The organism is Streptomyces sp. NBC_00454 (assembly GCF_041434015.1).
Lineage (GTDB): Bacteria > Actinomycetota > Actinomycetes > Streptomycetales > Streptomycetaceae > Streptomyces.
In genome coordinates, this window is the sequence record NZ_CP107907.1 from 7,459,140 (window position 1) to 7,482,602 (window position 23,463).

25 protein-coding genes and 3 pseudogenes are annotated in these 23,463 nt (G+C 70.1%); 12 read left to right on the top strand and 16 right to left on the bottom strand.

The annotated features are described in order from the left end of the window. Nucleotides 1-98 precede the first annotated feature (98 nt). Both OHU74_RS34010 and OHU74_RS34015 read right to left on the bottom strand, forming a co-directional pair. Complete coding sequence (locus tag OHU74_RS34010; RefSeq protein WP_371619495.1) at nucleotides 99-557, bottom strand: GNAT family N-acetyltransferase; 459 nt, start codon at nucleotides 555-557, stop codon at nucleotides 99-101. Between the two features lie 96 nt (nucleotides 558-653). Further along, a complete protein-coding gene (locus OHU74_RS34015; RefSeq protein WP_371619496.1) occupies nucleotides 654-1,355 on the bottom strand; it encodes a TetR family transcriptional regulator in 702 nt (233 codons plus the stop codon). A gap of 99 nt (nucleotides 1,356-1,454) precedes the next feature. Here OHU74_RS34015 and OHU74_RS34020 point away from each other — a divergent pair, with 99 nt between their 5' ends. Then, a complete protein-coding gene (locus OHU74_RS34020) occupies nucleotides 1,455-2,516 on the top strand; it encodes an oxygenase MpaB family protein (RefSeq protein ID WP_371619497.1) in 1,062 nt (353 codons plus the stop codon). Nucleotides 2,517-2,567: 51 nt separating this feature from the next. Here the strand turns inward: OHU74_RS34020 and OHU74_RS34025 are convergent, their stop codons facing one another. From OHU74_RS34025 to OHU74_RS34040, 4 genes are all read right to left on the bottom strand, one after another. After that, the gene (locus tag OHU74_RS34025) at nucleotides 2,568-2,852 is read right to left on the bottom strand and encodes a DUF3817 domain-containing protein (protein WP_371619498.1); all 285 of its coding nucleotides are present in this window, start codon (nucleotides 2,850-2,852) and stop codon (nucleotides 2,568-2,570) included. Next, the gene (locus tag OHU74_RS34030) at nucleotides 2,849-3,331 is read right to left on the bottom strand and encodes a hypothetical protein (RefSeq protein ID WP_371619499.1); all 483 of its coding nucleotides are present in this window, start codon (nucleotides 3,329-3,331) and stop codon (nucleotides 2,849-2,851) included. Before OHU74_RS34030 ends, OHU74_RS34025 begins: the two co-directional genes overlap by 4 nt. Then, the gene (locus tag OHU74_RS34035; RefSeq protein WP_371619887.1) at nucleotides 3,328-3,654 is read right to left on the bottom strand and encodes a hypothetical protein; all 327 of its coding nucleotides are present in this window, start codon (nucleotides 3,652-3,654) and stop codon (nucleotides 3,328-3,330) included. The genes OHU74_RS34030 and OHU74_RS34035 overlap by 4 nt, the downstream gene beginning before the upstream one ends. A gap of 80 nt (nucleotides 3,655-3,734) precedes the next feature. Beyond that, complete coding sequence (locus OHU74_RS34040) at nucleotides 3,735-4,424, bottom strand: DJ-1/PfpI family protein (RefSeq protein WP_371619500.1); 690 nt, start codon at nucleotides 4,422-4,424, stop codon at nucleotides 3,735-3,737. Between the two features lie 242 nt (nucleotides 4,425-4,666). On the opposite strand from OHU74_RS34040, the gene OHU74_RS34045 reads away from it, so the two are divergent. After that, entirely contained in the window at nucleotides 4,667-5,605 is a 939-nt protein-coding gene (locus OHU74_RS34045) for a GlxA family transcriptional regulator (RefSeq protein WP_371619501.1), read from the top strand. A gap of 24 nt (nucleotides 5,606-5,629) precedes the next feature. Here the strand turns inward: OHU74_RS34045 and OHU74_RS34050 are convergent, their stop codons facing one another. Together OHU74_RS34050 and OHU74_RS34055 are read right to left on the bottom strand one after the other, a co-directional pair. After that, nucleotides 5,630-6,079, bottom strand: a complete 450-nt coding sequence (locus OHU74_RS34050) for an RpiB/LacA/LacB family sugar-phosphate isomerase (protein ID WP_371619502.1) — start codon at nucleotides 6,077-6,079, stop codon at nucleotides 5,630-5,632. A 90-nt stretch (nucleotides 6,080-6,169) separates the two neighbouring features. Continuing rightward, nucleotides 6,170-8,215, bottom strand: coding sequence for a calcium-binding protein (locus tag OHU74_RS34055; protein ID WP_371619503.1), 2,046 nt, complete (start codon nucleotides 8,213-8,215; stop codon nucleotides 6,170-6,172). A 342-nt stretch (nucleotides 8,216-8,557) separates the two neighbouring features. Here OHU74_RS34055 and OHU74_RS34060 point away from each other — a divergent pair, with 342 nt between their 5' ends. From OHU74_RS34060 to OHU74_RS34070, 3 genes are all read left to right on the top strand, one after another. After that, a complete protein-coding gene (locus OHU74_RS34060; protein ID WP_371619504.1) occupies nucleotides 8,558-10,114 on the top strand; it encodes a serine/threonine-protein kinase in 1,557 nt (518 codons plus the stop codon). A 147-nt stretch (nucleotides 10,115-10,261) separates the two neighbouring features. Next, nucleotides 10,262-11,179 (top strand): helix-turn-helix domain-containing protein, encoded by a 918-nt coding sequence (locus tag OHU74_RS34065; RefSeq protein ID WP_371619505.1) that lies wholly within the window; start codon nucleotides 10,262-10,264, stop codon nucleotides 11,177-11,179. 89 nt (nucleotides 11,180-11,268) lie between these two features. Further along, a complete protein-coding gene (locus OHU74_RS34070) occupies nucleotides 11,269-11,679 on the top strand; it encodes a Tat pathway signal protein (RefSeq protein WP_371619506.1) in 411 nt (136 codons plus the stop codon). A gap of 96 nt (nucleotides 11,680-11,775) precedes the next feature. Here OHU74_RS34070 and OHU74_RS34075 read toward each other — a convergent pair whose 3' ends face one another. Continuing rightward, complete coding sequence (locus OHU74_RS34075; protein ID WP_371619507.1) at nucleotides 11,776-13,239, bottom strand: MFS transporter; 1,464 nt, start codon at nucleotides 13,237-13,239, stop codon at nucleotides 11,776-11,778. A gap of 194 nt (nucleotides 13,240-13,433) precedes the next feature. On the opposite strand from OHU74_RS34075, the gene OHU74_RS34080 reads away from it, so the two are divergent. Together OHU74_RS34080 and OHU74_RS34085 are read left to right on the top strand one after the other, a co-directional pair. Continuing rightward, nucleotides 13,434-14,054 carry a TetR/AcrR family transcriptional regulator gene (locus OHU74_RS34080; protein ID WP_371619508.1) on the top strand — a complete coding sequence of 207 codons (621 nt, stop codon included), beginning with the start codon at nucleotides 13,434-13,436 and terminating at the stop codon, nucleotides 14,052-14,054. A gap of 96 nt (nucleotides 14,055-14,150) precedes the next feature. Next, a pseudogene (locus tag OHU74_RS34085) lies at nucleotides 14,151-14,447 on the top strand (hypothetical protein); the annotation flags it as partial. Here OHU74_RS34085 and OHU74_RS34090 read toward each other — a convergent pair. Further along, a complete protein-coding gene (locus tag OHU74_RS34090) occupies nucleotides 14,342-15,520 on the bottom strand; it encodes an ATP-binding protein (RefSeq protein ID WP_371619509.1) in 1,179 nt (392 codons plus the stop codon). The pseudogene OHU74_RS34085 and the gene OHU74_RS34090 overlap by 106 nt on opposite strands. A 341-nt stretch (nucleotides 15,521-15,861) precedes the next feature. After that, nucleotides 15,862-16,347, bottom strand: coding sequence for a hypothetical protein (locus OHU74_RS34095; protein WP_371619510.1), 486 nt, complete (start codon nucleotides 16,345-16,347; stop codon nucleotides 15,862-15,864). A 167-nt stretch (nucleotides 16,348-16,514) separates the two neighbouring features. Here OHU74_RS34095 and OHU74_RS34100 point away from each other — a divergent pair, with 167 nt between their 5' ends. Beyond that, nucleotides 16,515-17,285 carry a transposase gene (locus OHU74_RS34100; RefSeq protein ID WP_371614300.1) on the top strand — a complete coding sequence of 257 codons (771 nt, stop codon included), beginning with the start codon at nucleotides 16,515-16,517 and terminating at the stop codon, nucleotides 17,283-17,285. Nucleotides 17,286-17,401: 116 nt separating this feature from the next. Further along, entirely contained in the window at nucleotides 17,402-17,698 is a 297-nt protein-coding gene (locus OHU74_RS34105; protein WP_371619511.1) for a barstar family protein, read from the top strand. Between the two features lie 21 nt (nucleotides 17,699-17,719). Here the strand turns inward: OHU74_RS34105 and OHU74_RS34110 are convergent. From OHU74_RS34110 to OHU74_RS34130, 5 genes and pseudogenes are all read right to left on the bottom strand, one after another. Next, a pseudogene (locus OHU74_RS34110) lies at nucleotides 17,720-18,294 on the bottom strand (IS5 family transposase); the annotation flags it as partial. Beyond that, nucleotides 18,271-19,128: pseudogene (locus OHU74_RS34115) on the bottom strand (IS630 family transposase); the annotation flags it as partial. The pseudogenes OHU74_RS34115 and OHU74_RS34110, both read right to left, overlap by 24 nt. A gap of 3 nt (nucleotides 19,129-19,131) precedes the next feature. After that, nucleotides 19,132-19,821 carry a phosphotransferase gene (locus OHU74_RS34120; RefSeq protein ID WP_371619512.1) on the bottom strand — a complete coding sequence of 230 codons (690 nt, stop codon included), beginning with the start codon at nucleotides 19,819-19,821 and terminating at the stop codon, nucleotides 19,132-19,134. 334 nt (nucleotides 19,822-20,155) lie between these two features. Further along, nucleotides 20,156-20,926: a transposase gene (locus OHU74_RS34125; RefSeq protein ID WP_371614300.1), complete on the bottom strand. Its 771-nt coding sequence runs from the start codon at nucleotides 20,924-20,926 to the stop codon at nucleotides 20,156-20,158. Nucleotides 20,927-20,966: 40 nt separating this feature from the next. Beyond that, a complete protein-coding gene (locus tag OHU74_RS34130; RefSeq protein WP_371614299.1) occupies nucleotides 20,967-21,389 on the bottom strand; it encodes a VOC family protein in 423 nt (140 codons plus the stop codon). A gap of 481 nt (nucleotides 21,390-21,870) precedes the next feature. Between OHU74_RS34130 and OHU74_RS34135 the strand changes: the two genes are divergently transcribed. The 3 genes from OHU74_RS34135 (at nucleotide 21,871) to OHU74_RS34145 (ending at nucleotide 23,458) form a co-directional block, all read left to right on the top strand. After that, nucleotides 21,871-22,155 (top strand): hypothetical protein, encoded by a 285-nt coding sequence (locus OHU74_RS34135; RefSeq protein WP_371614298.1) that lies wholly within the window; start codon nucleotides 21,871-21,873, stop codon nucleotides 22,153-22,155. 128 nt (nucleotides 22,156-22,283) lie between these two features. Continuing rightward, nucleotides 22,284-22,529, top strand: a complete 246-nt coding sequence (locus OHU74_RS34140; protein WP_371614297.1) for a hypothetical protein — start codon at nucleotides 22,284-22,286, stop codon at nucleotides 22,527-22,529. A 473-nt stretch (nucleotides 22,530-23,002) separates the two neighbouring features. After that, on the top strand, nucleotides 23,003-23,458 hold the full coding sequence (locus tag OHU74_RS34145; RefSeq protein ID WP_330294266.1) for a transglycosylase SLT domain-containing protein: 456 nt from the start codon (nucleotides 23,003-23,005) through the stop codon (nucleotides 23,456-23,458). Nucleotides 23,459-23,463 lie beyond the last annotated feature (5 nt).

Genomic DNA, 23,463 nt, shown 5'->3' on the forward strand with positions numbered 1-23,463 from the left:
CGGGTACGGACCTCAGTTCTGCCCTCAGTTCTGCCGGAGCCGCGCGATCCCCGCGGCTCCGGCAGATCGTCTGTCGGCGATGCGGTAGCGACCTGGCCCTACGAGAGCTCGCGGACGAAGTGGTAGTGCTGGCCGATGCCGGGGACGGTGTACTGGTCGCCGACCGCTGTGAAGCCGTGGTGCCGGTAGAAGCCGGCTGCGGCGATCCGGCCGCTGCACCAGACGAGCCGCCCGCCGCGCGCGGCACAGGCGTCGAGCCCCGCGCGCAGTACGGCCCCGCCGAAGCCCTGCCCGCGTACCTGCGGACCGCTGGCCATTTTACGCAGTCGCCACACTCCCTCGGTCGCGAAGGGGGCCAGTGTGGGGGTGTCGGGCAGGGGTTCGGTGCTGAAGGTGGCGCAGGCGGCGAGTTCGCCGCTGTCGGTGCGGGCGGCGAGGTGGAAGGTGCCGGGGAGCAGGTCGGCCTCGGTGAGCGCGCTCTCGCGGGGTTGTCCGGGCCGCAGGACCTGCTGGCGAAGATCCAGGATCTCCTCGACGGAGACGATGGTGACGAACACGGTGTTCCCTCTCGTGAAATGGCTCGGAGCCCCCAATCCTCCAGCCCCCAGTCCGCCAGGCACCGAGATCAAGGTCCAATACCCGGAAGAGCAGGCCTAGGCCGCCGTCCGGAATCCGCCCAGCAGGAGCCGTACCTGCCCTGCCAGGCGCGTGGCGTCCATCGTCCCGGGCGAGGTGAGTGCGAGGCGCGCGAAGTGCTCCGCCGAGGCGACGAGCGCGTGGGCCAGCACCTCGGGATCGGGGGCGGGGACGGCATCGGGGCCGGGATCGGGGGAGGCGTCGGGTGAGGCATCCGGTGAGGGGGCCGCCGACAGTTCCGGTAGGGACCCGATCCACGAGGCGACCCTGCGCCGGAACCGCTCCCGGTCCGCCTCGATGCGCGCGTGGACGGCCGGGGGAGTGGTCGCCGGGGTCAGCAGGATCAGCCGCCAGGTGTCCGGGTCCTCCCGGAGCATGGCGCCCATCCGGTGCACGGCTTCGCAGGCGAAGTCGACGAGGTCCCCGCCGCCGTGTGGATCGGGGACCGCCGCGAGCAGGCGCGTGTACGCACGCTCCTGCTGCCGGTCCAGGAGGGTGAGCAGGAGTGCGTCGAGGTCGTCGAAGGCGCCGTAGACCACGGATCGGGCGACCCCCGCACGCTTGGCGATCGCGTCGATCGAGATCCGTCCGTAGCCGTCGCTCACGATCAAGGCGAGGGCGGCGTCGAGCAGTTGCTCGCGCCGTTCGGTGATCGGGACGCGCGGAGCGTAGGGGCGCCGTCTGCGCGGCCTGTCCGTGGGAGACGTCGGTGTCGACACCTTGGCATCTTACGACAGCCGTGTCTTAATTTACGACAGTGCTGTCTTAATTGGGGGAGCGGTCCAGCGCCCGCCGCCCCGGACACGAAGGAGGGCCCGATGGCCCGGCTGAACGGCAAAGAGGTCGAACCGCACGAGGACTACGGGTTCTTCGGTCCCGGATCGGTGGTCTGGAAGGTGTGGAGCTATCCGACGGCGCCCACGGTGGGCTTCCAGCGTTCCGTGGTGGTCGAGGAGCTCGATCCGCCGCTGGTGGCGGCGGTCCACGGCACCCAGGGCATCTACGAACGCAGCCGCACCCGCTACGACCGCACCCTGCGCTACTTCGCCATGGTGGCCTTCGCCGGCTCGGAGCAGGTGTGCAAGGCCGCCGATGTCCTGGTCAGGATCCACTCGAAGGCCATCGGTCAACTCCCTTACGGTGAGGGGACCTACGACGCCAACGACCCCGCCTCGCAGCTGTGGATCCAGCTGACCGGCTGGCACTCGATCCTCTACGCGTACGAGAAGTACGGGCCCGGCAAGCTCACCGCCGAGGAGGAGGCGGAGTACTGGGAGGCCTGCGCGCTCGCCGCCGAACTCCAGACGTGCTCGCCCGACGACGTCCCGCGCGACCGTGCCGGAATCCGGGCGTACTTCGAGAGCATGCGCCCGCGGCTGTCCGCCAGCCCGATCGCCCGCCAGGCCATGAACCACCTCCTGAACACCGACCTCGTCCTGCCGCCGACCCCCTGGTGGATGAAGCCCGCACGGATGGTCGTGGCCCGGACGCACCGGATCGCCACCATCGCCACCATGCCGCGCTGGATGCGGGAGATGGCGCAGATCCGGCAGTCGCGGCTCCTGGACGCCCTCGTCGTACCCGTCATGCGGACGTCCTTCGCGCTCGCCCACCTCAACCCCCGCGTCGAGCTCTTCCTGCTGGGGATGCTCTCCCCCTCCACGGTGAAGGTGGTCGCGCCGATCAAGCTCGGCGTGCCTCCCCGTACCAAGGAGGTCCTCACCCCGGAGCAGGCCCGCGCCCGGTACGGGTACGCGAGGCCCGCCGAGGCCCACGCCGACTTCCGGGCACGCCAGGCCGCACGCGTCTTCGGCGACGGGAAGGCGCCGAGCGACCAGGGCCTCATCGAGTCCCAGGAGGTACTCGGCCCGCTGGCCTGAGGCCTCGGGCGCCGAGATGGGGCGCCCGGGGTCGCGGCACGATCGTCAGCGTCAGCTCCTTCTCGGTACGGCTCCGGGTCCGGGTCCCGGGGGCAGTCGGCGCAGTGCGAGGAGGCCGCCGATGCCGGGGACGAGGGCGACGGCCCTGGTGGTGGTCGAGGCCGGCGCAAGGCGCCAGGTCGCGAGCACGACGAACAGGTAGGCACAGCCGTGGGCGGGGCCCGTCAAGGAGGAGACGGGCTTGAGATGGACGGTGGCGAGGTTGGCCAGCATGACCGTCAACGAGACGAGTTCGACGTGCGCCGCGACGCGCAGCGGGCGAAGGTTCACGGTCACGCTCCCGTGGTGGAGCCGGGGCGGACGATCATCAGGACGGTGACGGTTGCCCACAGCAGGTTGAAGACGCCGGTGAGCATGGCCAGTCGGGCAGCAGGCTGGCGGACCGGTGCCGAGGCGGGGCCGGGGACACGGGTCTCTGCGGCCATGAGGGCGTTGTCCTGGGCGGGAAGGATCAGCAGACCCAGTACGGCCGCCGCCCCGGTGGTCAGGACGATCGAGGTGATCAGCCACCCGTTGCCGAGGACACCGAGGCTGCTGGCCGTGGCGAACCCGAAGACGGGGACCGCGATGCCGATGCCGGCGTAGACGCGGCAGATGCGGTGCAGGGTGCGCAGGGTCGTCAGCGCCTCACGGTCGTCAGGGCTGGCGCCGTACGCGCTGCGCAGGGCCTTGGGGAACATGCTCGCGGCGACCGTGACCGGGCCTACGGTCAGCACCGCCGCCAGGACGTGCAGGGAGAGGAAGAGCTTCGTCATGCCCGGTGTGCCCCGCCCGCCGGGACGGAGCGCCGCCGGCCGGTGACCTTCGAGGCCGGAAGGCGGCCGGCCTTCGACGTGCCGCTCAGGGTGTCGCCGTCGACGACGACCGCGAAGGCCAGGTTCAGGCGCAGGGGTTTGGTGACGGCCTGTTTCCAGGTGAGCCGGTCACCTTCGAGGGCGAGGTCCCCGAGCGGGACGTCCTCTCCCGCTCCGGAGGCCGCTCCGGTCAGGACACCGGCCCGCCGCGAGAGTTCGACCACGGCTTCGATCCTGCCGATGGGCGTGGCGACGGACAGGTCCCAGACGCCTTCTACTGCCACTTCTGCTTCTGCGGCCATGGTGCTCGTTCTTCCTTACAAGGGGAGGAGGGGAGGGGAGGGTTACGGGCGGGGCCACGCGATCAGAGGCCGACCGGCACGGGACCCGCCTGTCGCCACACGGTGCCCCGGCGCTCATGGGCGAACAGTTCCTCCACGGCGTGGGCGATCCGGGGTCCCACCTCGCGTTCCAGCAGGTAGAGCCCCAGGTCGAGACCGGAGGTGACGCCCGCCCCGGTGACGAGGTCGCCGTCGTCGACGACCCGGGCGGCCACCGCGTGCACGCCGGTGGCCTCGAGCATGTCCAGGCCCAGGTGGTGGGTGGTGGCGTAGCGGCCCTCCAGCAGGCCGGCCATGGCCAGGACGAGCGTGCCGCCGCACACCGCTCCGAGCGTCACCTCGGGGTTGTCCCGCGCGGCTCGCAGCAGGGCGGGCAGCTCGGTCGTCAGGGTGCGGCCCAGCAGCACGGGGATGAACTCGTCCTGCCGCCACGGCCCGGCCCCCGCGTCGTGGTCGGGAACCTCGCCCGGCTCTCCCACCCGGCCCGACGCACCGGGCACCAGGATCAGGCCCGCGCGTACGGGGTCCAGGGCGGCCGTGGCGCGCAGGGCCAGGCCCCCGGTGCCGCTGACCACCTCGCGCGGCCCCTCGGCGGAGACCAGTTCCACGCTCACCGCGCCGCCCGAGGCGGTGCCGCCGGCGTACAGGACTTCGTAGGGGGCGATGACATCGAGTGGATCGAAGCCGTCGAAGAGGACGATCTGGACGTGCACGGGAGGTTCCTTCGCGCGGGCGGGGCGGCCGGTCAGCCGGGCGGCCGGCCGGTCGGCATCCGGTCCGTACCGGAGCCGCTCCCGACGCTAGGCGGCCGCCGACTCCTCTCCCAGTGGCACAAGTGACACCTTCCAACGGAATGTCGCCAATCGCCGCTGTCACTCCTCTGACGTGCCGAAACCATCGGTCCATCAACGTCGGCACCCGGAAGGCGCTCACCGCGGCCAGGTATGTTCACGCCATGCACACCATTGCCGTCCTCGCCCTGGACCAGGTGATCCCCTTCGATCTGGCCACCCCGATCGAGGTCTTTTCCCGTACCCGCCTCCCGGACGGACGCCCCGCCTACCAGGTCCGTGTCTGCGCCGAGCGCCCGGAGGTCGATGCCGGCGCCTTCACCATCCGTGCGCGCTGGGGCCTGGAAGCACTCGAGGCCGCGGACACGATCATCGTTCCCGGCACCGCCGACCCCGCGGCCCCGCTCGCTCCCGCCGTCCGCGACGCGCTGCGCGCGGCCGCCGCGAACGGCACGCGCATCGCCTCCATCTGCGTGGGCACCTTCCCCCTGGCCGCCACCGGACTCCTCGACGGCCTGCGCGCGACCACCCACTGGGCCGCGGCCGATCTCCTCGCCGCCACCCACCCGGACATCGAGGTGGACCCGGACGTCCTGTACGTCGACAACGGACAGATCCTCACCTCCGCCGGCGCCGCCGCGGGCCTGGACCTGTGCCTGCACATGATCCGCCGCGACTACGGCTCGGCCGTCGCCGCCGACGCCGCCCGGCTGTCCGTCATGCCCCTGGAGCGCGAGGGCGGACAGGCGCAGTTCATCGTCCACCGGCATGCGCCCGCCCCGCAGGGATCAGTACTGGAACCGGTACTGGCCTGGTTGCAGGACAACCTGGGCTCCGAGCTCACCCTCGCCGACATCGCCGCCCACGCCGGAACGAGCACCCGGACCCTGATCCGGCGCTTCAGCGAACAGACCGGAACCACCCCGCTCCAATGGCTCCACCGCGCACGCGTCCGCCAGGCCCAGCACCTCCTGGAGACCACGCACCACTCCGTCGAACGCATCGGCGCGCAGGTCGGATTCGGCTCGCCCACCGCCTTCCGGGACCGTTTCAAGAAGACCACCGGCGTCAGCCCGCACGCCTACCGCCGAGCCTTCAGCTGAGGCGGCGGCGCGCCCCTTACGGCCTCACCGTTCGGTGTTGTCGAGCCGTTCGAGGCGCGCCACGTTCTCCCGGTCCTCGGGGTCCGCGCTCGCCTCGGCGCCGAACCAGGCGTCGAGGATCTCCTTGAGGAGCGGTTCCGAGGTGAGGCGCAGGCTGAGCGCGAGTACGTTGGCGTCGTTCCAGCGGCGCGCACCGTCGGCGGTGTAGGCGTCCGTGCACAGGGCCGCCCGAACGCCGGGCACCTTGTTCGCGGCGATCGACGCGCCCGTACCGGTCCAGCAGCACACGACGGCCTGGTCGGCGTTGCCGCCGGCGACCTCGCGGGCCGCCGCCTCCGAGCAGGCGGCCCACTGCGGATCGTCGCCGGGGCGCAGAGCCCCGTACGTCACCACGTCGTGTCCGCGGTCGCGCAGCAGCCCGAGGAGGGCGCGAGCCACGGGTTCGTCCATGTCGGAGGAAACGGAGATCCGCATGCCCCGAGACTAACCGGCGGAGCCGCCACCGCGGGGGGCGGTGACGGCTCCTGGTGGAAGAGTGGAAGAGTGGAAGGGTGGCAGGGCGGATCAGGGGCAGCTGATCCGGATGTCGCCCGTGTCGGTGGTGCAGGTGTCGGTGCCGTTGCCGCCGTTGGCGGTGTCATTGCCAAAGACGCCGTCGGTGGTGGTGAGGCGGTCGTTGCCGTAGTAGCCGGTCAGGGTGTCGTTGCCCGGGCCGCCGTTCAGGGTGTCGTCGCCGTAGCCGCCGTCGATGTTGTCGTTGCCGTAGCCCCCGTAGACGGTGTCGTTGCCGTAGCTCGCGCGCACGGTGTCGTTGCCGCCGAGGGCGCAGATCACGTCGTTGAAGTAGCCGCCGTTCAGGGTGTCGGCGCCGCTGGTGCCGATGATCGTGCAGCCGCGGGCGTTGTTGACCGCTGTGGTCGCGGTGGCCGTGTTGTTGGTGGTGACCGGGTCCGGCTGGGCCGCGCTGACGCCCGTCGTGTTCGTCAGGGTGCCGGTGGCCCTGGGCTCGGCGGTCACCGTGACCGTGGCGCTGGCGCCCGGGGCCAGGGAGCCGAGGGCGCAGTTGGCTCCGGTCGCCGTGGTCGTGCAGGTGCCCTGCGAGGGAGCGGCTGAGACGAGGGTCGCACCGGCTCCGGCGAGCGTGTCGGACAGCGTGACCCCGGTCGCGGTGGCGGTGGAGGCCGGGGAGTTGGCGACCGTCACCGTGTACGAGGCGCGGTCGCTGATGCTCACGGTCGCCGTCCCCGCCTGCGTCACCGACAGGTTCGCGGTGGCCGGCGGGGGCGGCGGCGCGCCGTCGCCGCCGTCGTAGCGGGCCAGTGCGAAGGCGTAGCCCGCCCCGTAGCCGGCCGCGACGATCTTGCCGTCCGGCTGTACGAGCACCCCGCGGGCCTCGTCGAAGTCCCCGAAGCCGGTGACCACGAAGCCGTCGCCGCCGAAGCCCGTGTCCACGGCGCCGTTGGTGTTGAAGCGGGCCAGGCCGAAGTCGTTGGCCTCGGAACTGTTCGGGTCGTCGGCCCGGCCGGCGAGGACGATCTTGCCGTTCTGCTGGAGCGCCATGGCGGACGCGGCTCCGCCGTCACCGGGGAAGCTGACCGAGGTGCGCCCGCCCGTGCCGAAGCCGGTGTCGGGGCTGCCGTTGGCGTTGTAGCGCAGGAGGGCGAAGCCGGCGCCGCCGGAGCCCGCGGCGAGGATCTTGCCGTCCGGCTGCACCGCCACGGCGTTGCCGAACTCGGTGCCGCCGAAGTCCGCGGTCACCATGCCGTCACCGCTGAAGGTGGTGTCGAGGCTGCCGTTGGGCAGGTAGCGGGCCACGCCGATGTCGAAGGCGGTGTTGCCCACGTAACCGACCGCGAGGATCTTGCCGTCCGACTGGAGCGCCATGGCGCGCGCGATGCCGCCGGCGTCCTGGGGCGAGGCGGGCGTGAAGCCCGCGACCACCGCGCCGTCACCTCCGAGAGCCGGGTCCAGGCTGCCGTCGGTGTTGAGGCGGACCAGCGCGAAGCCGCCGCCACCGCCCTTGCCCGCGGCGATGATCTTGCCGTCGGGCTGCACCGCCACGTCCGCACCGTCCGCGGACCCGCCGAACTCCTCGACCCGCACCAGGCCGCCGTCGCCGAAGCCCAGGTCCGGGCTGCCGTCGGTGTTGTAGCGGGCCACGGAGAAGAAGCAGCACCCGCCGCCCTCCTCCGCGATCACCTCGGTGGTCCCCGCCACGACGATCTTCCCGTCGGAGGGCTGGACCGCCACCGCGTTGGCGATGTGGCCGCCCCCGCCGAAGTCGTTGGTCACCGTGCCGTCACCGCCGAAGGTGGTGTCGGGGCTGCCGTTGGTGTCGTAGCGGGCGAGCGCGAAGCCGGCATCGGTCGAGCCGCCCACCACGACCAGCTTGCCGTCGGCCTGCCGAGCGATGTCGTGGCCTTCTGCGCTTCCGGGGAAGACGGTGGTCACCCGGCCGTCGGGCCCGAAGCCGGGGTCGAGATCGCCGGGGGCCGCCAGCGCGGTCCCGGGCAGCGCGAGTACGAGTACGAGCCCGAGCGCGGCCAACGTCCCGGCCCTCCCGCCGGGCCTGCGGCGGCGGTGGGCTGGTCTGAGGGGTGTGCGGGTCATGGGCGTACGGACCTCCGTGTTCGCGGCGTCGTAGCGTGCGGTGAGCAGCGCACAGCTTCGTGCCGGAGCCGTACGCGGTCCAACGAGACGTGCCGTACTGCGCCCACTGGCTCCCGGGAACCACCCCGGCGGGGGAGCGCGCGGGGTGCGAGCGCGCCCTGGACGCCGCACATGGGGGCACCCTGCCGCTGGGAGGCCGGGCTCAGTGCAGACCGGTTCCCGGCTCGTCTCCCGGCCCCGGGCGGTCTGCTCGGCCGCAGAGCAAGCACCGGTTAGGGTGATCCGACCAGCTGATCGACGCACCCCGCGCCCGGTCAACGGTCATGGAGACAGGGGGAGTTGGTGGAGCCGTTGCAGCCCGGTGATCCGCCGGAGATCGGCGGGTACCGACTGTTGGCACGGCTCGGCGAGGGAGGGATGGGCGAGGTGTTCCTGGCGCGGACGGCATCCGGTCGGCCGCTGGCCCTGAAGACCGTCCACAGGGACCTGGGCCGGGATCCGGACTTCGCCGACCGCTTCGCCCGGGAGATACGCGCCAACGACCGTGTGCGTTCCGCGTGGACGGTCTCGGTGGTGGACTTCAGCCCTCCGGGGGCGTCCCGGCAGTGGCTGGCGACGGAGTACATCGCCGCGCCGTCGCTGGCCGACTGGGTGCGCCGGCACGGGACGCTGGCCACACCGGCCCTGTGGTGCCTGGCCCGGGAGCTGTCGGCCGCGCTCGTGGCCGTACGGGCGGCGGGTGTGGTCCACCGCGACATCAAGCCGGCGAACGTGCTGCTCGGCCCGGAGCGGCCCTTCCTCATCGACTTCGGCATCGCCCGCGCCGTCCGCGACCCGCGCTACACCCGGACGGGCGCGGTCATGGGCACGCCCGGCTACCTCGCGCCGGAGCAGGCGATCGGAGCCGTGGCCGAAGCGCCGGCCGACGTCTTCTCGCTCGCCGCGGTACTCGTGTACGCGGCGACCGGCCGAAGTCCCTTCCTGGCCCCCGGCGAGGAGCTGGAACTCCCCGGCCTCCTCTACCGGATCGTTTACGACGAGCCCCGCCTCGAAGGCGTTCCGCAGGGGCTGGTTCCCCTGTTGGGGGAGTGCCTCGCCAAGGAGCCGGAGCGGCGCCCGACCGCGCAAGAGGTGCTGGCGGGGCTCGGCGCCGCGGCGGAGCAGTGGAGCGGGGCGCTGCCGCCGGCCCTGGTGGCGGACGTAGGCCTCCGGGAAGCCGAACTGCGTCGGACCCTGGCCGCCCCGCAGGCGCCCGCCCGCCCGCTCGCCCCGCCGCAGCCGCCCGCCCTGCCCGTGGGGATGGCGCCGGTGCCCCCTCGGACGGCTCCCGGGACTCCGCTGCGCCACCCCGTCTCCGGCGGGCTCCGGCACGGGCCCCTGGTGTGGGGCGGGGCCGTCGGCGTCGGGGTCCTCGCCGCTGCCGTTGCGCTCGCGATCAAGGTTCCCTGGGGTGGATCCGGGGGCGCCGCCGGAGACGGTTCCACCGCCCCGCCCGCGGTGGCGGTGCCGGATTCGTGGGTCGGCACGTGGACCGGCGTCGGGCCCGGGACGCCGGACGCCGACGGAGTCGCGCGGGCGAGGACGGGCCGGTTCTCGGTCACGGTCACGTTGAACAAGGGGAGCGTGGGCGACCTCGTGGGACGGCAGGTCAGCGAGGTGCGGGAAACCGCCACCGGGCGGAACCTGGGGTGCACCGAGGCCCTCGAACTGCGGCAGATGTCCGGAGGCAGGGCGGTCTTCGCGGCGGCGACCAGCCATCCGACCGACCCCGCGGCCACCATCGAGTGCCCCAAGGGCAATCTCTACGTGCTGACCATGCCGGAGCCCGACCGGCTGACCCTGGAAGCGGAAGGGGCCCAGTCGGCGGGCGCCCCCGGAACCCTGACCCGCAGCCGCTGAGCGGTCCCCGTGGGGGAGCAGCCGAGTAGCCGCGTTCTCCAGGTGTAAATAGAGGTGGCCACTCCCATTCGCTGTCCATATTCGCATGATCGAAGATGGGTATGGATTCCGTCAGTTCATCGTGCGGGCACGGGGAGTGAGGGCGGAATGGAATCAACGCAGGGAATCACCGAAGGTGGGATGTGGCGATTAGTCACCGGTGTGCCGGTTGCTCGACTTTGCGAGGGGGTGCTGGGGTATCGGGGATACTGGTTGGCAATGAATCGGCCACAGCGGCGCATTGAAGTCCCCAATGCGACGGTCACCATGGCGATCAATTTCGGTGATCCGGTCCGAGTCGGCCCGATCGCCACCGCGGACACCCGGGTCGCCTCGGCCGCATCGCGCGCCCCGGCCGCTGTGCTCAGCGCCGCCACGTCGTACACCTCGCTGGTCAATGGCCTCAGGACGGACTCGGTGCTCGGCGAGCACGAGGGGCGACTGCACGGAGTCGAGGTGCATTTCGCCCCCTGGATGGCGTACACCGTCTTCGGTACGGACATGCACGAGCTCAGAAGTCGCACGGTACCGCTGGTGGATCTCCTCGGCCCGCTCAGCCACCGCCTCGAAGACCGCCTGGCGCAGGCTCCGGGCTGGCGGGCGAGGTTCGCCCTGATGGACGCCCTCCTGCTGCACAGGCTCGAAGTGGGACGCGCGCCGGCCCCGCAGGTGGTGTGGGCCTGGAGAGAGCTGGTCCGCAGCGACGGACTGATCCCGCTGAGCGAGCTGATCAAGACCGCCGACTGGAGTGCCCGGCACCTCGAACTCAGGTTCCGCGAGCAGATCGGCCAGTCCCCGAAGACGGTCTCGCGCGTGCTGCGCATGCGCCGGACGCTGAGAATGCTGACCTCCGGCCGTTCTCCGTCGAATGTGGCGGCCTCCTGCGGGTTTTACGACCAGGCGCACCTGCACCGCGATTTCAGGGCGATGACGGGTTTCACCCCGAAGGAATTCCTTGCCGGTCGGGGCGGCGTGGACCGGCCGGTGGACCGGGTTCCGGGACAAATCACGAGCATGCTGCTGTGAGTTCCTAGCGTTTTTGTCCAATACCCGCAGATCTGCAGGCTGCGATAGTGACGCGTCCGCATTCGAGATCGACTTCAGATGGAGAACTCGTGCAGATCAAGAGGAACGCCGCGGCCCTGATGGCGGCCACCGCACTGCTGACCGGCTTCGGTGCCGTCGCCGGGGCCACCAGCGCGCAGGCCGCGGGCGGGTCGTACTCGGCCACCACCACGAACGGCTGCGGTTCCGCGTCGGGGACCTACCACTGGTACGCGACGGGGTCCGCCAGTGGCAAGACGGTCTACAAGACGGACTGGAACTTCAACGTCCACGACAACTGCGCGGACGGCAAGGCCGTGTCCCTCTACGTCAAGTACAACAAGTGGGACGGATCCAAGTGGGTCTACCACACCTCCAGTTACAACAAGCTGGAGTCCTCGGGCTCGAGCACGAACGTGGCGGACGTCCGGATCTTCGTCTGCCTCGTGGGCGACGGCAACAGCTGTGGAGAGATCCACTGACGACGGGCCGTCCGGCTTGAGAGCAGCGCGCGGGGGAGGAACGGCGGCACGGACTTCGTGCCGCCGTTCCTCCCCCGCGCTGTTCGGGCGAAGCCGCTACTTGCCGACGGAGGTGTGGGCGGTCTCGGTCGAGGGGCCCGAGGACTCCCGCAGTTCGAGACGTTCCGCCCGGGGTGCGGGGATGAGGGCGGCGACGGCCCCGGACAGCAGGGCGAAGCCGCCACCCATCAGCAGGCCGGTCCGAAAGCCCGTCTCGGAGGTGAAGGTGACGCCGCCGGCCGTGGTGGTCATCCGGGCCAGGACGACACCGACGACGGCGGCGCCGAAGGAGGTGCCCAGGGAGCGCATGAGGGCGTTGAAGCCGTTCGCGGCGCCGGTCTCCGCCGGCGGTACCGCGCTCATGACCAGGGCGGGCATGGCTCCGTAGGCGAGGGCGACACCGCTGTTGATGACCATGGCGGCGGCCATCAGTCCGACGGCGGTCGAGGCCAGCAGGAGCGCCACGCCGTACCCCGCGGCCAGGACGAGCGCCCCGCAGACGAGCGTGACCTTCGGGCCGCGGGCATTGGTGAGCCTGCCCCCGAGGGGGGAGACCGCCATCATCATCAGCCCGCCGGGGAGCATCCACATCCCGGCCGCCATCATGGACTGGCCCAGGCCGTAGCCGGTGGACTCGGGGAACTGGAGCAGCTGCGGGATCACCAGCATGCTCGCGTACATGCCGAAGCCGATGGAGACCGAGGCGAGGTTGGTCAGCAGGACGCGCGGACGGACCGTGGTGCGCAGGTCGACCAGCGGGTCGGTGGTGCGCCATTCGAACCACCCCCAGGCGGCGAGGACCACGACGGCGGTGGTGATCAGCCCGAGGGTGGTGGCGGAGCCCCAGCCCCAGTCCGCCCCCTTCGACACGGAGAGCAGCAGGCACACCAGGCCCGCAGCCAGGCCCAGCGCGCCGACCACGTCGAAGCGCTGGCCCCTGGCGCCGGCGGGGACGTCCGGTACGAAGGCCACGATCATGACGGCGACGGCGGCCGCGAGCGCCGCGGCTCCCCAGAACAGGAAGCGCCAGTTCGCGTACTGCGCCACGGCGGCGGAGAGCGGGAGGCCTATCCCGCCGCCGATGCCCATGGAGGCGCTCACCAGGGCGATGGAGGAACTGAGCTTCTCGGCCGGGAGGATGTCACGGAGCAGGGCGATGCCCAGCGGGATCATGCCCATGCCGATGCCTTGCAGGCCACGCCCCACGATCATCGGGATGACGCTGCCGGCCAGGGCGCACACCACCGATCCGACGATCAGCGGCACGCAACACGCCAGCAGCATGCGGCGCTTGCCGACCATGTCGCCCAGCCGCCCGCTGATGGGGACGCACACGCCCGCGACGAGGAGGGTGGCGGTCACGACCCAGGCGGCGTTGGAGTGGGAGGTGTGGAGGATGCGTGGCAGGTCGGTCAGCAGCGGAGTGACCAGGGTCTGCATGACGGCCGCGGCGACCCCCGCGAGTGCGAGCGTCGCGATCACCTTGCCCGTGGGGGTGGCGGCCGTGGGGGACTGTGGCATGAAGAGTCCTAGAGGCGTAGGTCGAAGGCCCGGCCGGCCGGACGGCACGGGTGCGCGAGGTACGGAGTGGACTGCCCGGCAGCGAGTGGGTACGCGGTCGGTGCACACCGCAAGCAGTAGTCAACTATCAGTTCGTGGCGCGCGGCATGTCAACCAGATCCGATCGTCGACTATCAGTTGCTATTGTCGGCAGTGTGCCGACCGACACCCCTAAACCCCTGCGAGCCGACGCCGCGCGCAACATCGAGAAGATCGTCAGGGCGGCACGCGACGTATACGCCGAGGTGGGGCCCGATGCGCCGCTCGACGAGATCGCCCGGCGGGCCGGCGTGGGGATCGCCACGCTCTTCCGCCGCTTCCCGGACAAGGCGGCTCTCCTTCGAGCCGTACTCGACCAGCAGTTCACCCAGGACGTCCTGCCTGCCATCGCTCGCGCGCTCGCCGACGAGGACCCGCGCCGCGGTCTGACCGTCGTGATCGAAGCCGCGCTGACGTCGGCCGCCGACGAGCACCACGTACTGACGGCGGCCCGCAACGCCGGCGTGTTCACCGCGGAGATCAGCGCCCGCTTCTTCGACGCGCTCGACCCGCTGGTGACGCGGGGCCAGCATGCCGGGGTGATCCGCGAAGACCTCGTACCCGACGATCTGAAGCGGATCATGAGCATGCTGGTCAGCGTGCTGTGGACCATGGATCCGGCCGAGGACGGCTGGCGGCGCTACGTGACCCTGGTCCTGGACGGCCTCAACCCCGCGGCGGCCAGCCCCCTACCCCACCCGGCACCCCCGCTCCTGCACAGACCGCACCCCCGCTGATCGCCCGGCGACCGGGTCGGCCTGGCCGGCCGCAACGGCACGGGCAAGACCACCCCGACGAGGATGCTCGCCGGTGAGGCACCGCCCACCGGCGGCGTCGCCCTCGCCACCCTGGTCAGCTCGGGCGCGAACGTGCTGCTGCTCGACGAGCCCACCAACAACCTCGACCCCGTCCCCCGCGGCGAGGTCCTCGCCGCGGTCGCCGCCTACCCGGGCGCGGTCATCACGGTCAGCCACGACGAGGAAGCCGTCGAGGCCCTGCGCCCACAGCGCGTCCTGCTCCTCCCTTATCCGGTGGAGGAGTTGAGGATGCGGCGGATGATGGCCGCGGCTTCATCCGGGTTGCGGTCCAGCCAGTCGGTGAGGTGTTGGCGTACGACTTCTTGGACGTAGGCGTTTGCCTCGGGATTGCCGAGCTTGGTTCTGGTGGAGCCCTCGAAAACAGGACGGGCGAGTTTTACGGAGACGACCGCGCTCAGGCCCGCCTGGACGGCTTCGGCCGTGATGTCCTCGTCGTTCGCGGACAGATGCCGTTGACGGCGCGCGTAGTCGTTGACGATGTCCGTGAGCGCAGTACGGAAGCCCTGTTCGTGGGCGCCGCCCTCATGAGTGCGGACGCTGTTCGCGAAGGAACGGAACTCTTCTTGGGGCCAGGTGCTCCACTGCATGGCGACTTGCACGAAGATCGTCTCGTCTTGATTCTCCGACTCGAAGCCGATGGCGGGGAAGTGGACGAGACTCGGGGGGTAGGGATTGAGATGGGCGACGTAGGCCAGAAGACCGTCCGCGTGGTGGTGGCGGACCGGCCGTTCAGGACGCTCGTCGGTGAGTGAGATGGCCAGGCCCCCGTTGAGGAAGGCCAGTTCCTCGAAGCGTTCCGACAGCGTGGCGAACGAGTAGCGGGTGGTCTCGAAGATGTCGGCGTCGGGCAAGAACGCAATCGCGGTGCCGTGTTCGCTCGTTTCCTCCCTCCTGGTCAAGGGAGTGGTCGGGGTGCCCTTCTCGTAGTCCTGGGTCCAACGGTGGCCGTCTCGGCGGATCTCGACCGTGAGACGGCTCGAAAGCGCGTTGACCACGCCCAGGCCCAGGCCGCCGAGGCCGCCGGAAACCCAGTAGCCGGTACGGGGCTTGGAGCCCCAGGACAGCTCCGTCAGTTCGCGTTCGAGGGTGGACTTACCAACGGGCTCCTCTGCCCCGACGGGCAGCCCCCGCCCGTTGTCGGCGACGCACATGCCGCCGTCCGGGGTGATCGTGACGTCGATGGCGTCGGCGCGGCCGGCGAGGTGCTCATCGACGGCGTACGAGACGACCTCATACACCATTTGATGCAGGCCGCGCTCGCCGGTCGAGCCTATGTACATGCCGGGGCGCCGGCGTACCGCCTCGAGGCCTTCTAGTACCTGGATGTGACCGCTGTTGTACTCGTGCACGTTCGGGGGCTGACTGGGGTTGCCGGACTCGGTCATGAAGCACCCTCCCTGGGCCGTCCTGAGCATGGTGGTGAGCGGACGCGGCCGAAGCAGCCGACGCTGAATCCAGGCCGTCGTGCGCGCCTGCTCATCCTAGGTTTCTGGAGGCAAAAGCGCAGGTCAGCCCACATGTGATGAGATCTCAGGCGGCCGCCTCAAGGGCTTTTCCGAAGTCGCCGTCCGGAGGGGGTCCCGACCGGGAGCGCAGCGGCGTGAAGGCCGCGCCGAAGGCGCGCGAGGGGCGTTCTCGGCTGGGGCTGAGGGGTCTTTCCGTGAATTTTCCGGCGGGGTGCGACGTGTCCGCCCCGGGGGTCTCGAACCGAGTCCGGTGGCCGCAGTCACATGACCAGCGGCTCAGCCAGGAGGACGACCTGGTCGAGATCGACATCGAAGCCGAGCACCGGATGGCCGTGGTCACCCTCCGGATCCATCAGGACCGGTTTGCCCAAGCGTCGTCCGATGTCTCGCAAGAAGCCGCAGAACACATCAAGTCGCTCTTGCCCCTGCAACTCCCGCAGGTCAACGTCGAAGTCGATGACCTCGTCGTCAAGGAAACGGAAGATCGCCAGTACATCAGGAGTCGGCCAGACCCGCAGGTCCGGGCACTCGGCATCCGCCGGGCGGGACAGCACGGTCTCCGCGCGAGGCGCCGGCAGCACCGTCTCGCCTTCGGAGTACTGGTACTTCCAGCCTCTCTCCTCGACGAGATCAAGGACCGCCTGCCAGTCCTCCACCGAGCAATCAGGGACGCGCACGTCCGGCAGCGACCCCATCAGGTCAGCGTCGAAGAAACAGCTCACGTCGTCCCACAGAAGATCAGCCACACCGCCATGCTGCCCGGCTCCCCGATCCGACGCAGCCCCGTTTCCCTTGACCAAAGGGATAGGGACCCCCCGGCAGCCAGCTCTTGGTCAAGGGACCGGGGCTCGTAGCGGGCGGACCCGCTGCTAAAGGGTGTTGCAGAAGGCTCGGCGTTGGGCATTTTCCCTGTATGGGTGGGGTGTTGCGGGCTGAGCCGGTGTGGGTGGAGACGTTCACGGGCTTGCGGATCGATCGGTTCGCGAAGCTGGTGAAGGTGGTGCGCGAGCGGGGCGGGAACGGGCCCGGCGGTGGCCGGCCTTGGTGCCTACCGCTGCCCGACAGGGTGCTGCTGGTGGCGGTGTACTACCGCACGAACCTGACCATGCGGCAGCTCGCTCCGCTCTTCGGGATCTCCCCGGCCACCGTCTGTCGAGTCATCCAGCGCCTACGGCCGCTGCTGGCGCTGGAGCCGGCCCCGCGGCCGGTCGCCGACGTGGAACGGCTGTGGATCGTGGACGGAACCTTGATCCCAGTCCGCGACCGCACCGTCGCCGCCTCGTCCCGCAACTACCGGTTCTCGGCGAACGTGCAGGTCATCATCGACGCGGACAGCCGCCTGGTCGTCGCGAGCGCCCGCCCGGCGCCCGGCAACAAGGCCGACGCCCACGTCTGGCGCGAGTCGGATCTGCCGGCCCAGGCCGCCGGGACGACGGTCATCGCGGACGGCGCCTACTTGGGCACCGGGCTGATCGTCCCGCACCGCAGACGAGCTGGACGCCCCCTCCTGCGCGGCCAGGAAGAAGACAACGCCGAACACCGACGCGTTCGCGCCCGCGTCGAGCACACCTTCGCCCGCATGAAGAACTGGAAGATCCTCCGCGACTGCCGCCAGAAAGGAGACGGCCTCCACCACGCCGTCCAAGCCGTCGCCACCATGCACAACCTCGCGATGACACGGTGAAACAGCAGCTCAACCCGCCACACAGCCCTGCCCACACTGAGCCTTCTGCAACAACCTTTAGAGCCTGTCTCTTTGACCAGTGAGTGCCTCGTGGTGGGGCTGGTTAGTCTGCTGCGATGACGAATAGCGAGCTGATCGTTGACCTGCGCGGTCGGCCGATCGAGACACTCAACGACTTCTGGGACGCTGTTGCCCAACCGTGCGGGCTGCCGGAGTGGTTTGGCCGGAACCTGGACGCGTGGTCGGACACGATCGAGACCCGGGGCATTTCTGAGGTGATCGACAGCCACGACATTCTGATCGTGCACGTCGACCAGCGGGGTCTCTTTGGTGGGGACCGGCGGGAGGCCAACGTCCTGGCCAGCATCTTTGACGGAGACCAGAACCGCCTCGTCGTCCATGGGCTGGCCTGACGAATCCTTCGGACGCCTTGCTCAGCGCCGGGTCCAGATGAGGATGGCAGCCAGGTGGAGTGCGGCCTGGTAGGCGATGGCGAGTTTGTCCGTCCGCATTGCAAGGCCACGCCACTGCTTGAGCCGGGCGATGCACCGCTCGACGGTATTGCGCTCCTTGTACGTCTCGGCGTCGAAGCCGGGCGGGCGGCCTCCGGCGCGGCCTCGACGCAGACGGTGGCCGATCTGGTCGGCGGGCTGCGGGATGACCGCACGGATGCCGCGTCGACGGAGGTGCCCGCGGATCGCGCGGGAGGAGTAGGCGCGATCCGCAAGGACGACCGCAGGGCGGGTTCTTGGCCTGCCGAGTCCACTCCGCGGGATCCGGATTCCGGCCATGACCGCTTCGAAGGCCGGCGCGTCACCTGCCTGGCCTGCGGTGACCCGGATGGAGAGAGGCCGCGCCTGGCTATCACTGGCCAGGTGGACCTTCGTGCTCAAGCCACCACGGGAGCGTCCGAGCGCGTGGTCCTCCGGCTCAGACCGGCCGGGAGCCCCTTTTTCCTCGCTCCGGCCGAGTGCTGGTGAGCCCGGCAGACAGTGGAGTCCACGGAGACCTTGGGCGGATAGAGGCTGCGCAGGTACCGGCAGAACTCCAGGAACTGGGTGCGCTTCTTGACCGGCTTGATGTGGCCGTAGAGCTTGTCCCTGGTCAGGTCCAGGGCGGCGAACAGGTGCCGTACTCCGCCGTAACGGTTGTAGGTCGCCCGCCGCCGACGGCGGGGTTCGCGGTCGGGGTCCTTGTGTTTCCCGCCGCGCTCGGCCCATTGCCGGCCGGGTTGGGGCATCAGGTTGAGCGGGCCGAACTCGTCCATGCAGAAGATGACTTCGGGTTCGTCGGACTCGGGTATGACCTCCCGGTCGGCGATCGCGTAGAGGTGCTCGACCCGGGCCTTCTTGGCCGCATAGTCCGGATCGCGGGAGGTCTTCCAGGTCTTCAGGCGTTGAAAGGAGACGCCTTCCTCGCGGAGCAGGATGCGCAGGCCCTCGTGGCTGATGTCGTCGACCACCCCCTCGGCGACCAGGAAGTCCGCCAGCTTGGTCAGGCTCCAGGTCGAGAACGGCAGGTCGTGCTCGGTCGGCTTCGACTTCGCGATCTTCTTGATCTCGCGCCGCTCGGGCAGTGTGAACGTCTTCGGACGCCCTCCCTTGTACTTCGGATACAGCGACTCGAAGCCGTCGGCGTTGAAGTTGTGGATCACATCCCGGACCCGGTCCGGGCTGGTGAACGACACCTTGGCGATCTTCGCCACCGCCATCCCTTGCGCGGACAGCAGAACCATCTGAGCCCGCCGCCAGGTCACCACCGACCCGGTACCCCTGCGGATGATCCGCAGCAGCCGTCTGCCCTCGTCATCGTCGATCTCGCCTACCCGCACCCGCTCCGCCACAAATCAGCAGCCTGACCGATCCGTCCACCCCCCACCACGCCCTTTGCCGCCGTCGGCATGCCGTCGCAACCACGCCGCCTCCGTGGGCGTCAGATTCGGGTCATCCAGCTTCACCCGGACCGCCTCCTGCATCCGTCCCGCCGGGTTGGTCCGGCAGCCGCTGCGCACACCGCGCAGCAACAGCCCCCGCCCGAGGCGGGCGGCGAGTCCCGGCACGTCCGCACTGCCCACGGTCACCATGGTCATCGCCACATCGGCAGCCGGATCACCAGCGCCCGCGTTGCACCAGTCGATCACTACCGGGCCCCGCCGGGTCAGAATGACGTTGCCTGGGTGTAGGTCCAGATGTAGCACCCGGTCACCATCCGCCGTGCTGAACCGCTTGGGCAGCCACTCCGGTGCCGACAGCGCATGCAGCCGGTCGTGCAGGCGGCCCAGCTCCCGGCCGAGAGAACCCACCCGCCACGGGCGCCGGGCCAGCTCATCCAGCATCGTCGGCCCGGCCAGCCGCTCAAGAACCATGTCGGTGTCGGTGATCTCGTACACCCGCGGCACCGGATACCCACATGCCGCAAGGTGCGTCATCAAGCGTGACTCCAGACCGGTGGGCCCCCCGTGCCGGTATCGCCGCAGCACCCTGGACTCATCCAGGGCATACACATCAGCATCCCGGCCCTGCGCGATCAACTCCATGCGGTGCAGTCTGCATTGACGACCCAGCCCTCGCCAACAGGGCGAACGTTGCCTGATTCGGCACTAGCCACCACGGCCACAGGGTCTTCGGTAGTATCCATGCCTCCATGATCGCGAGGCTGCCATGGCCAGGAAAGAGATTTGCCTGCCCGCTGCCGCCTGAAGCTGGCCCGGCCTGGTATTCGCACCGACAAGCTCGCCATCGTCTACCAGGCCGCATGCCCCCTCGCGGCCAGCCTCATACGGCTCCGCAGATGACCAAAGAGACAGGCTCTAAAGGTTGTTGCAGAAGGCTCAGTGTGGGCAGGGCTGTGTGGCGGGTTGAGCTGCTGTTTCACCGTGTCATCGCGAGGTTGTGCATGGTGGCGACGGCTTGGACGGCGTGGTGGAGGCCGTCTCCTTTCTGGCGGCAGTCGCGGAGGATCTTCCAGTTCTTCATGCGGGCGAAGGTGTGCTCGACGCGGGCGCGAACGCGTCGGTGTTCGGCGTTGTCTTCTTCCTGGCCGCGCAGGAGGGGGCGTCCAGCTCGTCTGCGGTGCGGGACGATCAGCCCGGTGCCCAAGTAGGCGCCGTCCGCGATGACCGTCGTCCCGGCGGCCTGGGCCGGCAGATCCGACTCGCGCCAGACGTGGGCGTCGGCCTTGTTGCCGGGCGCCGGGCGGGCGCTCGCGACGACCAGGCGGCTGTCCGCGTCGATGATGACCTGCACGTTCGCCGAGAACCGGTAGTTGCGGGACGAGGCGGCGACGGTGCGGTCGCGGACTGGGATCAAGGTTCCGTCCACGATCCACAGCCGTTCCACGTCGGCGACCGGCCGCGGGGCCGGCTCCAGCGCCAGCAGCGGCCGTAGGCGCTGGATGACTCGACAGACGGTGGCCGGGGAGATCCCGAAGAGCGGAGCGAGCTGCCGCATGGTCAGGTTCGTGCGGTAGTACACCGCCACCAGCAGCACCCTGTCGGGCAGCGGTAGGCACCAGGGCCGGCCACCGCCGGGCCCGTTCCCGCCCCGCTCGCGCACCACCTTCACCAGCTTCGCGAACCGATCGATCCGCAAGCCCGTGAACGTCTCCACCCACACCGGCTCAGCCCGCAACACCCCACCCATACAGGGAAAATGCCCAACGCCGAGCCTTCTGCAACACCCTTTAGGCCTCTGACGCCGGCACGCCGCCAGCCTGCTCGCGCAGCGCCAGCCACTCCTGGAGCTCGATCAGATTTCCTTCCGGGTCCTCCAGGTAGGCGACCCGTATTCGGTCGCCCATCGGGCCCGGGTTGCGGGTGAACTCCGCACCCCGCGAGGTGAGTTCGGCGTGGGCCGCGTCCAGGTCGTCCACCCGCAGAACCACCAGCGCGCGGTATCCCTCCGGCTCCGCCCCCAACTGCCCCAGCACGTCGGCCATCTGCGCCCGGTCCTGCAGCGCGATCGCGGCGTGTCCGGTGTCGGGGCTGAGCTTGGCGTACGGGCCGGCCTCGGCCTCGAACTGCGGCTTGAGCCCGAGCACGTCCCGGTAGAAGCGGTAGACGGCGGGGAAGTCGGACACCAACAGGCGTATCTGGGTGAGTTCCATAGTGACCCTTCTAGCCCAATCCCGGCTCGATCGCGATCCCCCCAAGCCGCCTCCGGTGGGCCGGCCTCCGCGGGCGGCTCCGCCGCCGCTCCAGCGCCGAGTAAGGCCGCCTATGCCGCCGATGCCAAAACCCGCCACGACTACATCCAAGCCGCCACCAGCAGCATCCCGGCGCTCACCGAATACGACTCCCTGCACGGCAACACCCTCATCCGCGTCACCCACCTCCTCAGGCGGGCACAGGCAGCCGACTACGAGAAGGCCGCTGCCAAGCTCGGGTAGCAGCAACGCCCTTCGCGGGGGAACAGTGGCCAGTAACCCGGACCAGTCCGCCGAAACACTGGCCGCGCCCCAAGACCCGACACCAGGCCGCGCCCGTACGCCAGATGCGACCCGGTGCGACAAGGCGGAAACGGTAGCCGGCTAACGAATCTCCGCTACGGTGGAAATCACCAGTCGTGATTCCGCCGTGGAGGCCGTCGTGAGCGAGACCCCGTGGACCATCGAGCGGATCTGCGGCGCACTCGGCAACCCCGTACTCGCCCAGCGCTTCGTCGGCGAGATCAACCGGGCCCCCGCCCACGAACTCCTCGCCGTGTTCGCACGCTGGGAACGCGTCGCCAAGGACACGGTCGCAGCCATCCAGCGAGGCCGGGACATTGCCGCAGCCCAAGGCCGCGGCGAGGACCCCACGGAGTCCTGGATCGACGTAACGGACCGGGTCCGAGCGGACGCCGCGCGGCTCCGGACCCGCGGCGCTGCCTGAATTCCCGAAGCGGCCCTTACCTCCCGCGCGGATCGCTACGCTAAGTCGCGCAAAGATCGCTGCCCGCCGTCCGGTGGTCTGTGCCCCTGAAAACTGGTGCTCAGACATTGGAAGCAGACGAAGCAGATGTGACCCATCGCCTCAAGTACGACCCTGCGGCCGAGGCCGTCCACGAAGCCATGCCGGGGCCGGCCAGCGAGACCCTCACTCTGGCCCTTGCGGATGCCTGTCAGGACCCCCTCGGCGCCACCGAGGCATACGGCGACGACGACGGCATCGTGCGGATGATCGTCACCGAGCAGTGCTTCGCCGTCGTCCTCATCGGACACGCGCTCAAGACGATCACCGTCCTGCAGATCAACTATCTCGGGTGAGAACTGGGCCCCCGCCGCCGGAAGGTGCGGGGCATCGGTGCGTCGCTGGGCGTGGGTAGCCCTCACCTTGTTCTTTTTGCCCCCTATGGCGCCCGTGGCCTTCGATGCGGGGGTCGGATCCGTCCGTGAGCCTGCCCCCGAAAGGGGTACGGGCGGGCACGCTGGGTGAGATCCGGGGCCTCCGGCGGTGACCCGCCCCACAGGACCTAGGTCACATACGAGCCGGGATAGTAGTCCTTAAACGTCCCCTACGCACCCCTCCATACCGGCCCTCACCTGCTCTGATGCCTGCCCGGGCGGAGGGGGTCGTTGCGCCCCGGCTGCGAGGACCACTAGTAAGAGGGGGCGTTGCCAGGGCCCGGGAACCCCCGTAGAACTGGATGAGTCGCAGGGCGGACGGAGATCCCCCCGGGTTCACCCCCGGTCTCCCGCTCCCCGGACGAACCCCTCTCCTTCGCGTGAGTGGCTCACGCATGTCTTCGGCATGCCTGCGACCGTCCCTGTCCCCTTCGGAAGGTCAATCCGTGTCCAACGCAGTCATCCGCCGCATCGCCGCTTCCAAGAAGACCCTCGCGGGTACCGTCCTCGCCCTGGGCGTCGCCGGTTCCATGCTGGCCGCGGTTCCCGCGCAGGCCGCCCCGATGAGCGCCAAGGCGATCGCCCAGCAGATGATCAAGGACCCGGCCCAGTTCGCTGCGTTCAACAACATCGTTTCCCGCGAGAGTGGCTGGGACCACACCGCCACGAACTCCTCTTCCGGCGCGTACGGCCTGGTCCAGGCCCTGCCGGCCTCGAAGATGGCCTCGGCGGGCTCGGACTGGAAGACCAACCCGGCCACCCAGATCAAGTGGGGCCTGGACTACATGAACTCCCGCTACGGCAGCCCCGTCGGCGCCTGGAGCTTCTGGCAGAACCACCACTGGTACTAAGCCAC

What these genes read in the sequence shown, in the direction of transcription:
- OHU74_RS34130 (WP_371614299.1), bottom strand. Translation starts at nt 21,389, where the DNA reads ATGGAACTCACCCAGATACGCCTGTTGGTGTCCGACTTCCCCGCCGTC.
- OHU74_RS34145 (WP_330294266.1), top strand. Translation starts at nt 23,003, where the DNA reads ATGTCTTCGGCATGCCTGCGACCGTCCCTGTCCCCTTCGGAAGGTCAA.
- OHU74_RS34020 (WP_371619497.1), top strand. Translation starts at nt 1,455, where the DNA reads ATGGCCCGGCTGAACGGCAAAGAGGTCGAACCGCACGAGGACTACGGG.
- OHU74_RS34030 (WP_371619499.1), bottom strand. Translation starts at nt 3,331, where the DNA reads ATGACGAAGCTCTTCCTCTCCCTGCACGTCCTGGCGGCGGTGCTGACC.
- OHU74_RS34055 (WP_371619503.1), bottom strand. Translation starts at nt 8,215, where the DNA reads ATGACCCGCACACCCCTCAGACCAGCCCACCGCCGCCGCAGGCCCGGC.
- OHU74_RS34075 (WP_371619507.1), bottom strand. Translation starts at nt 13,239, where the DNA reads ATGCCACAGTCCCCCACGGCCGCCACCCCCACGGGCAAGGTGATCGCG.
- OHU74_RS34120 (WP_371619512.1), bottom strand. Translation starts at nt 19,821, where the DNA reads ATGGAGTTGATCGCGCAGGGCCGGGATGCTGATGTGTATGCCCTGGAT.
- OHU74_RS34045 (WP_371619501.1), top strand. Translation starts at nt 4,667, where the DNA reads ATGCACACCATTGCCGTCCTCGCCCTGGACCAGGTGATCCCCTTCGAT.
- OHU74_RS34105 (WP_371619511.1), top strand. Translation starts at nt 17,402, where the DNA reads ATGACGAATAGCGAGCTGATCGTTGACCTGCGCGGTCGGCCGATCGAG.
- OHU74_RS34050 (WP_371619502.1), bottom strand. Translation starts at nt 6,079, where the DNA reads ATGCGGATCTCCGTTTCCTCCGACATGGACGAACCCGTGGCTCGCGCC.
- OHU74_RS34125 (WP_371614300.1), bottom strand. Translation starts at nt 20,926, where the DNA reads ATGGGTGGGGTGTTGCGGGCTGAGCCGGTGTGGGTGGAGACGTTCACG.
- OHU74_RS34090 (WP_371619509.1), bottom strand. Translation starts at nt 15,520, where the DNA reads ATGACCGAGTCCGGCAACCCCAGTCAGCCCCCGAACGTGCACGAGTAC.
- OHU74_RS34065 (WP_371619505.1), top strand. Translation starts at nt 10,262, where the DNA reads ATGGAATCAACGCAGGGAATCACCGAAGGTGGGATGTGGCGATTAGTC.
- OHU74_RS34100 (WP_371614300.1), top strand. Translation starts at nt 16,515, where the DNA reads ATGGGTGGGGTGTTGCGGGCTGAGCCGGTGTGGGTGGAGACGTTCACG.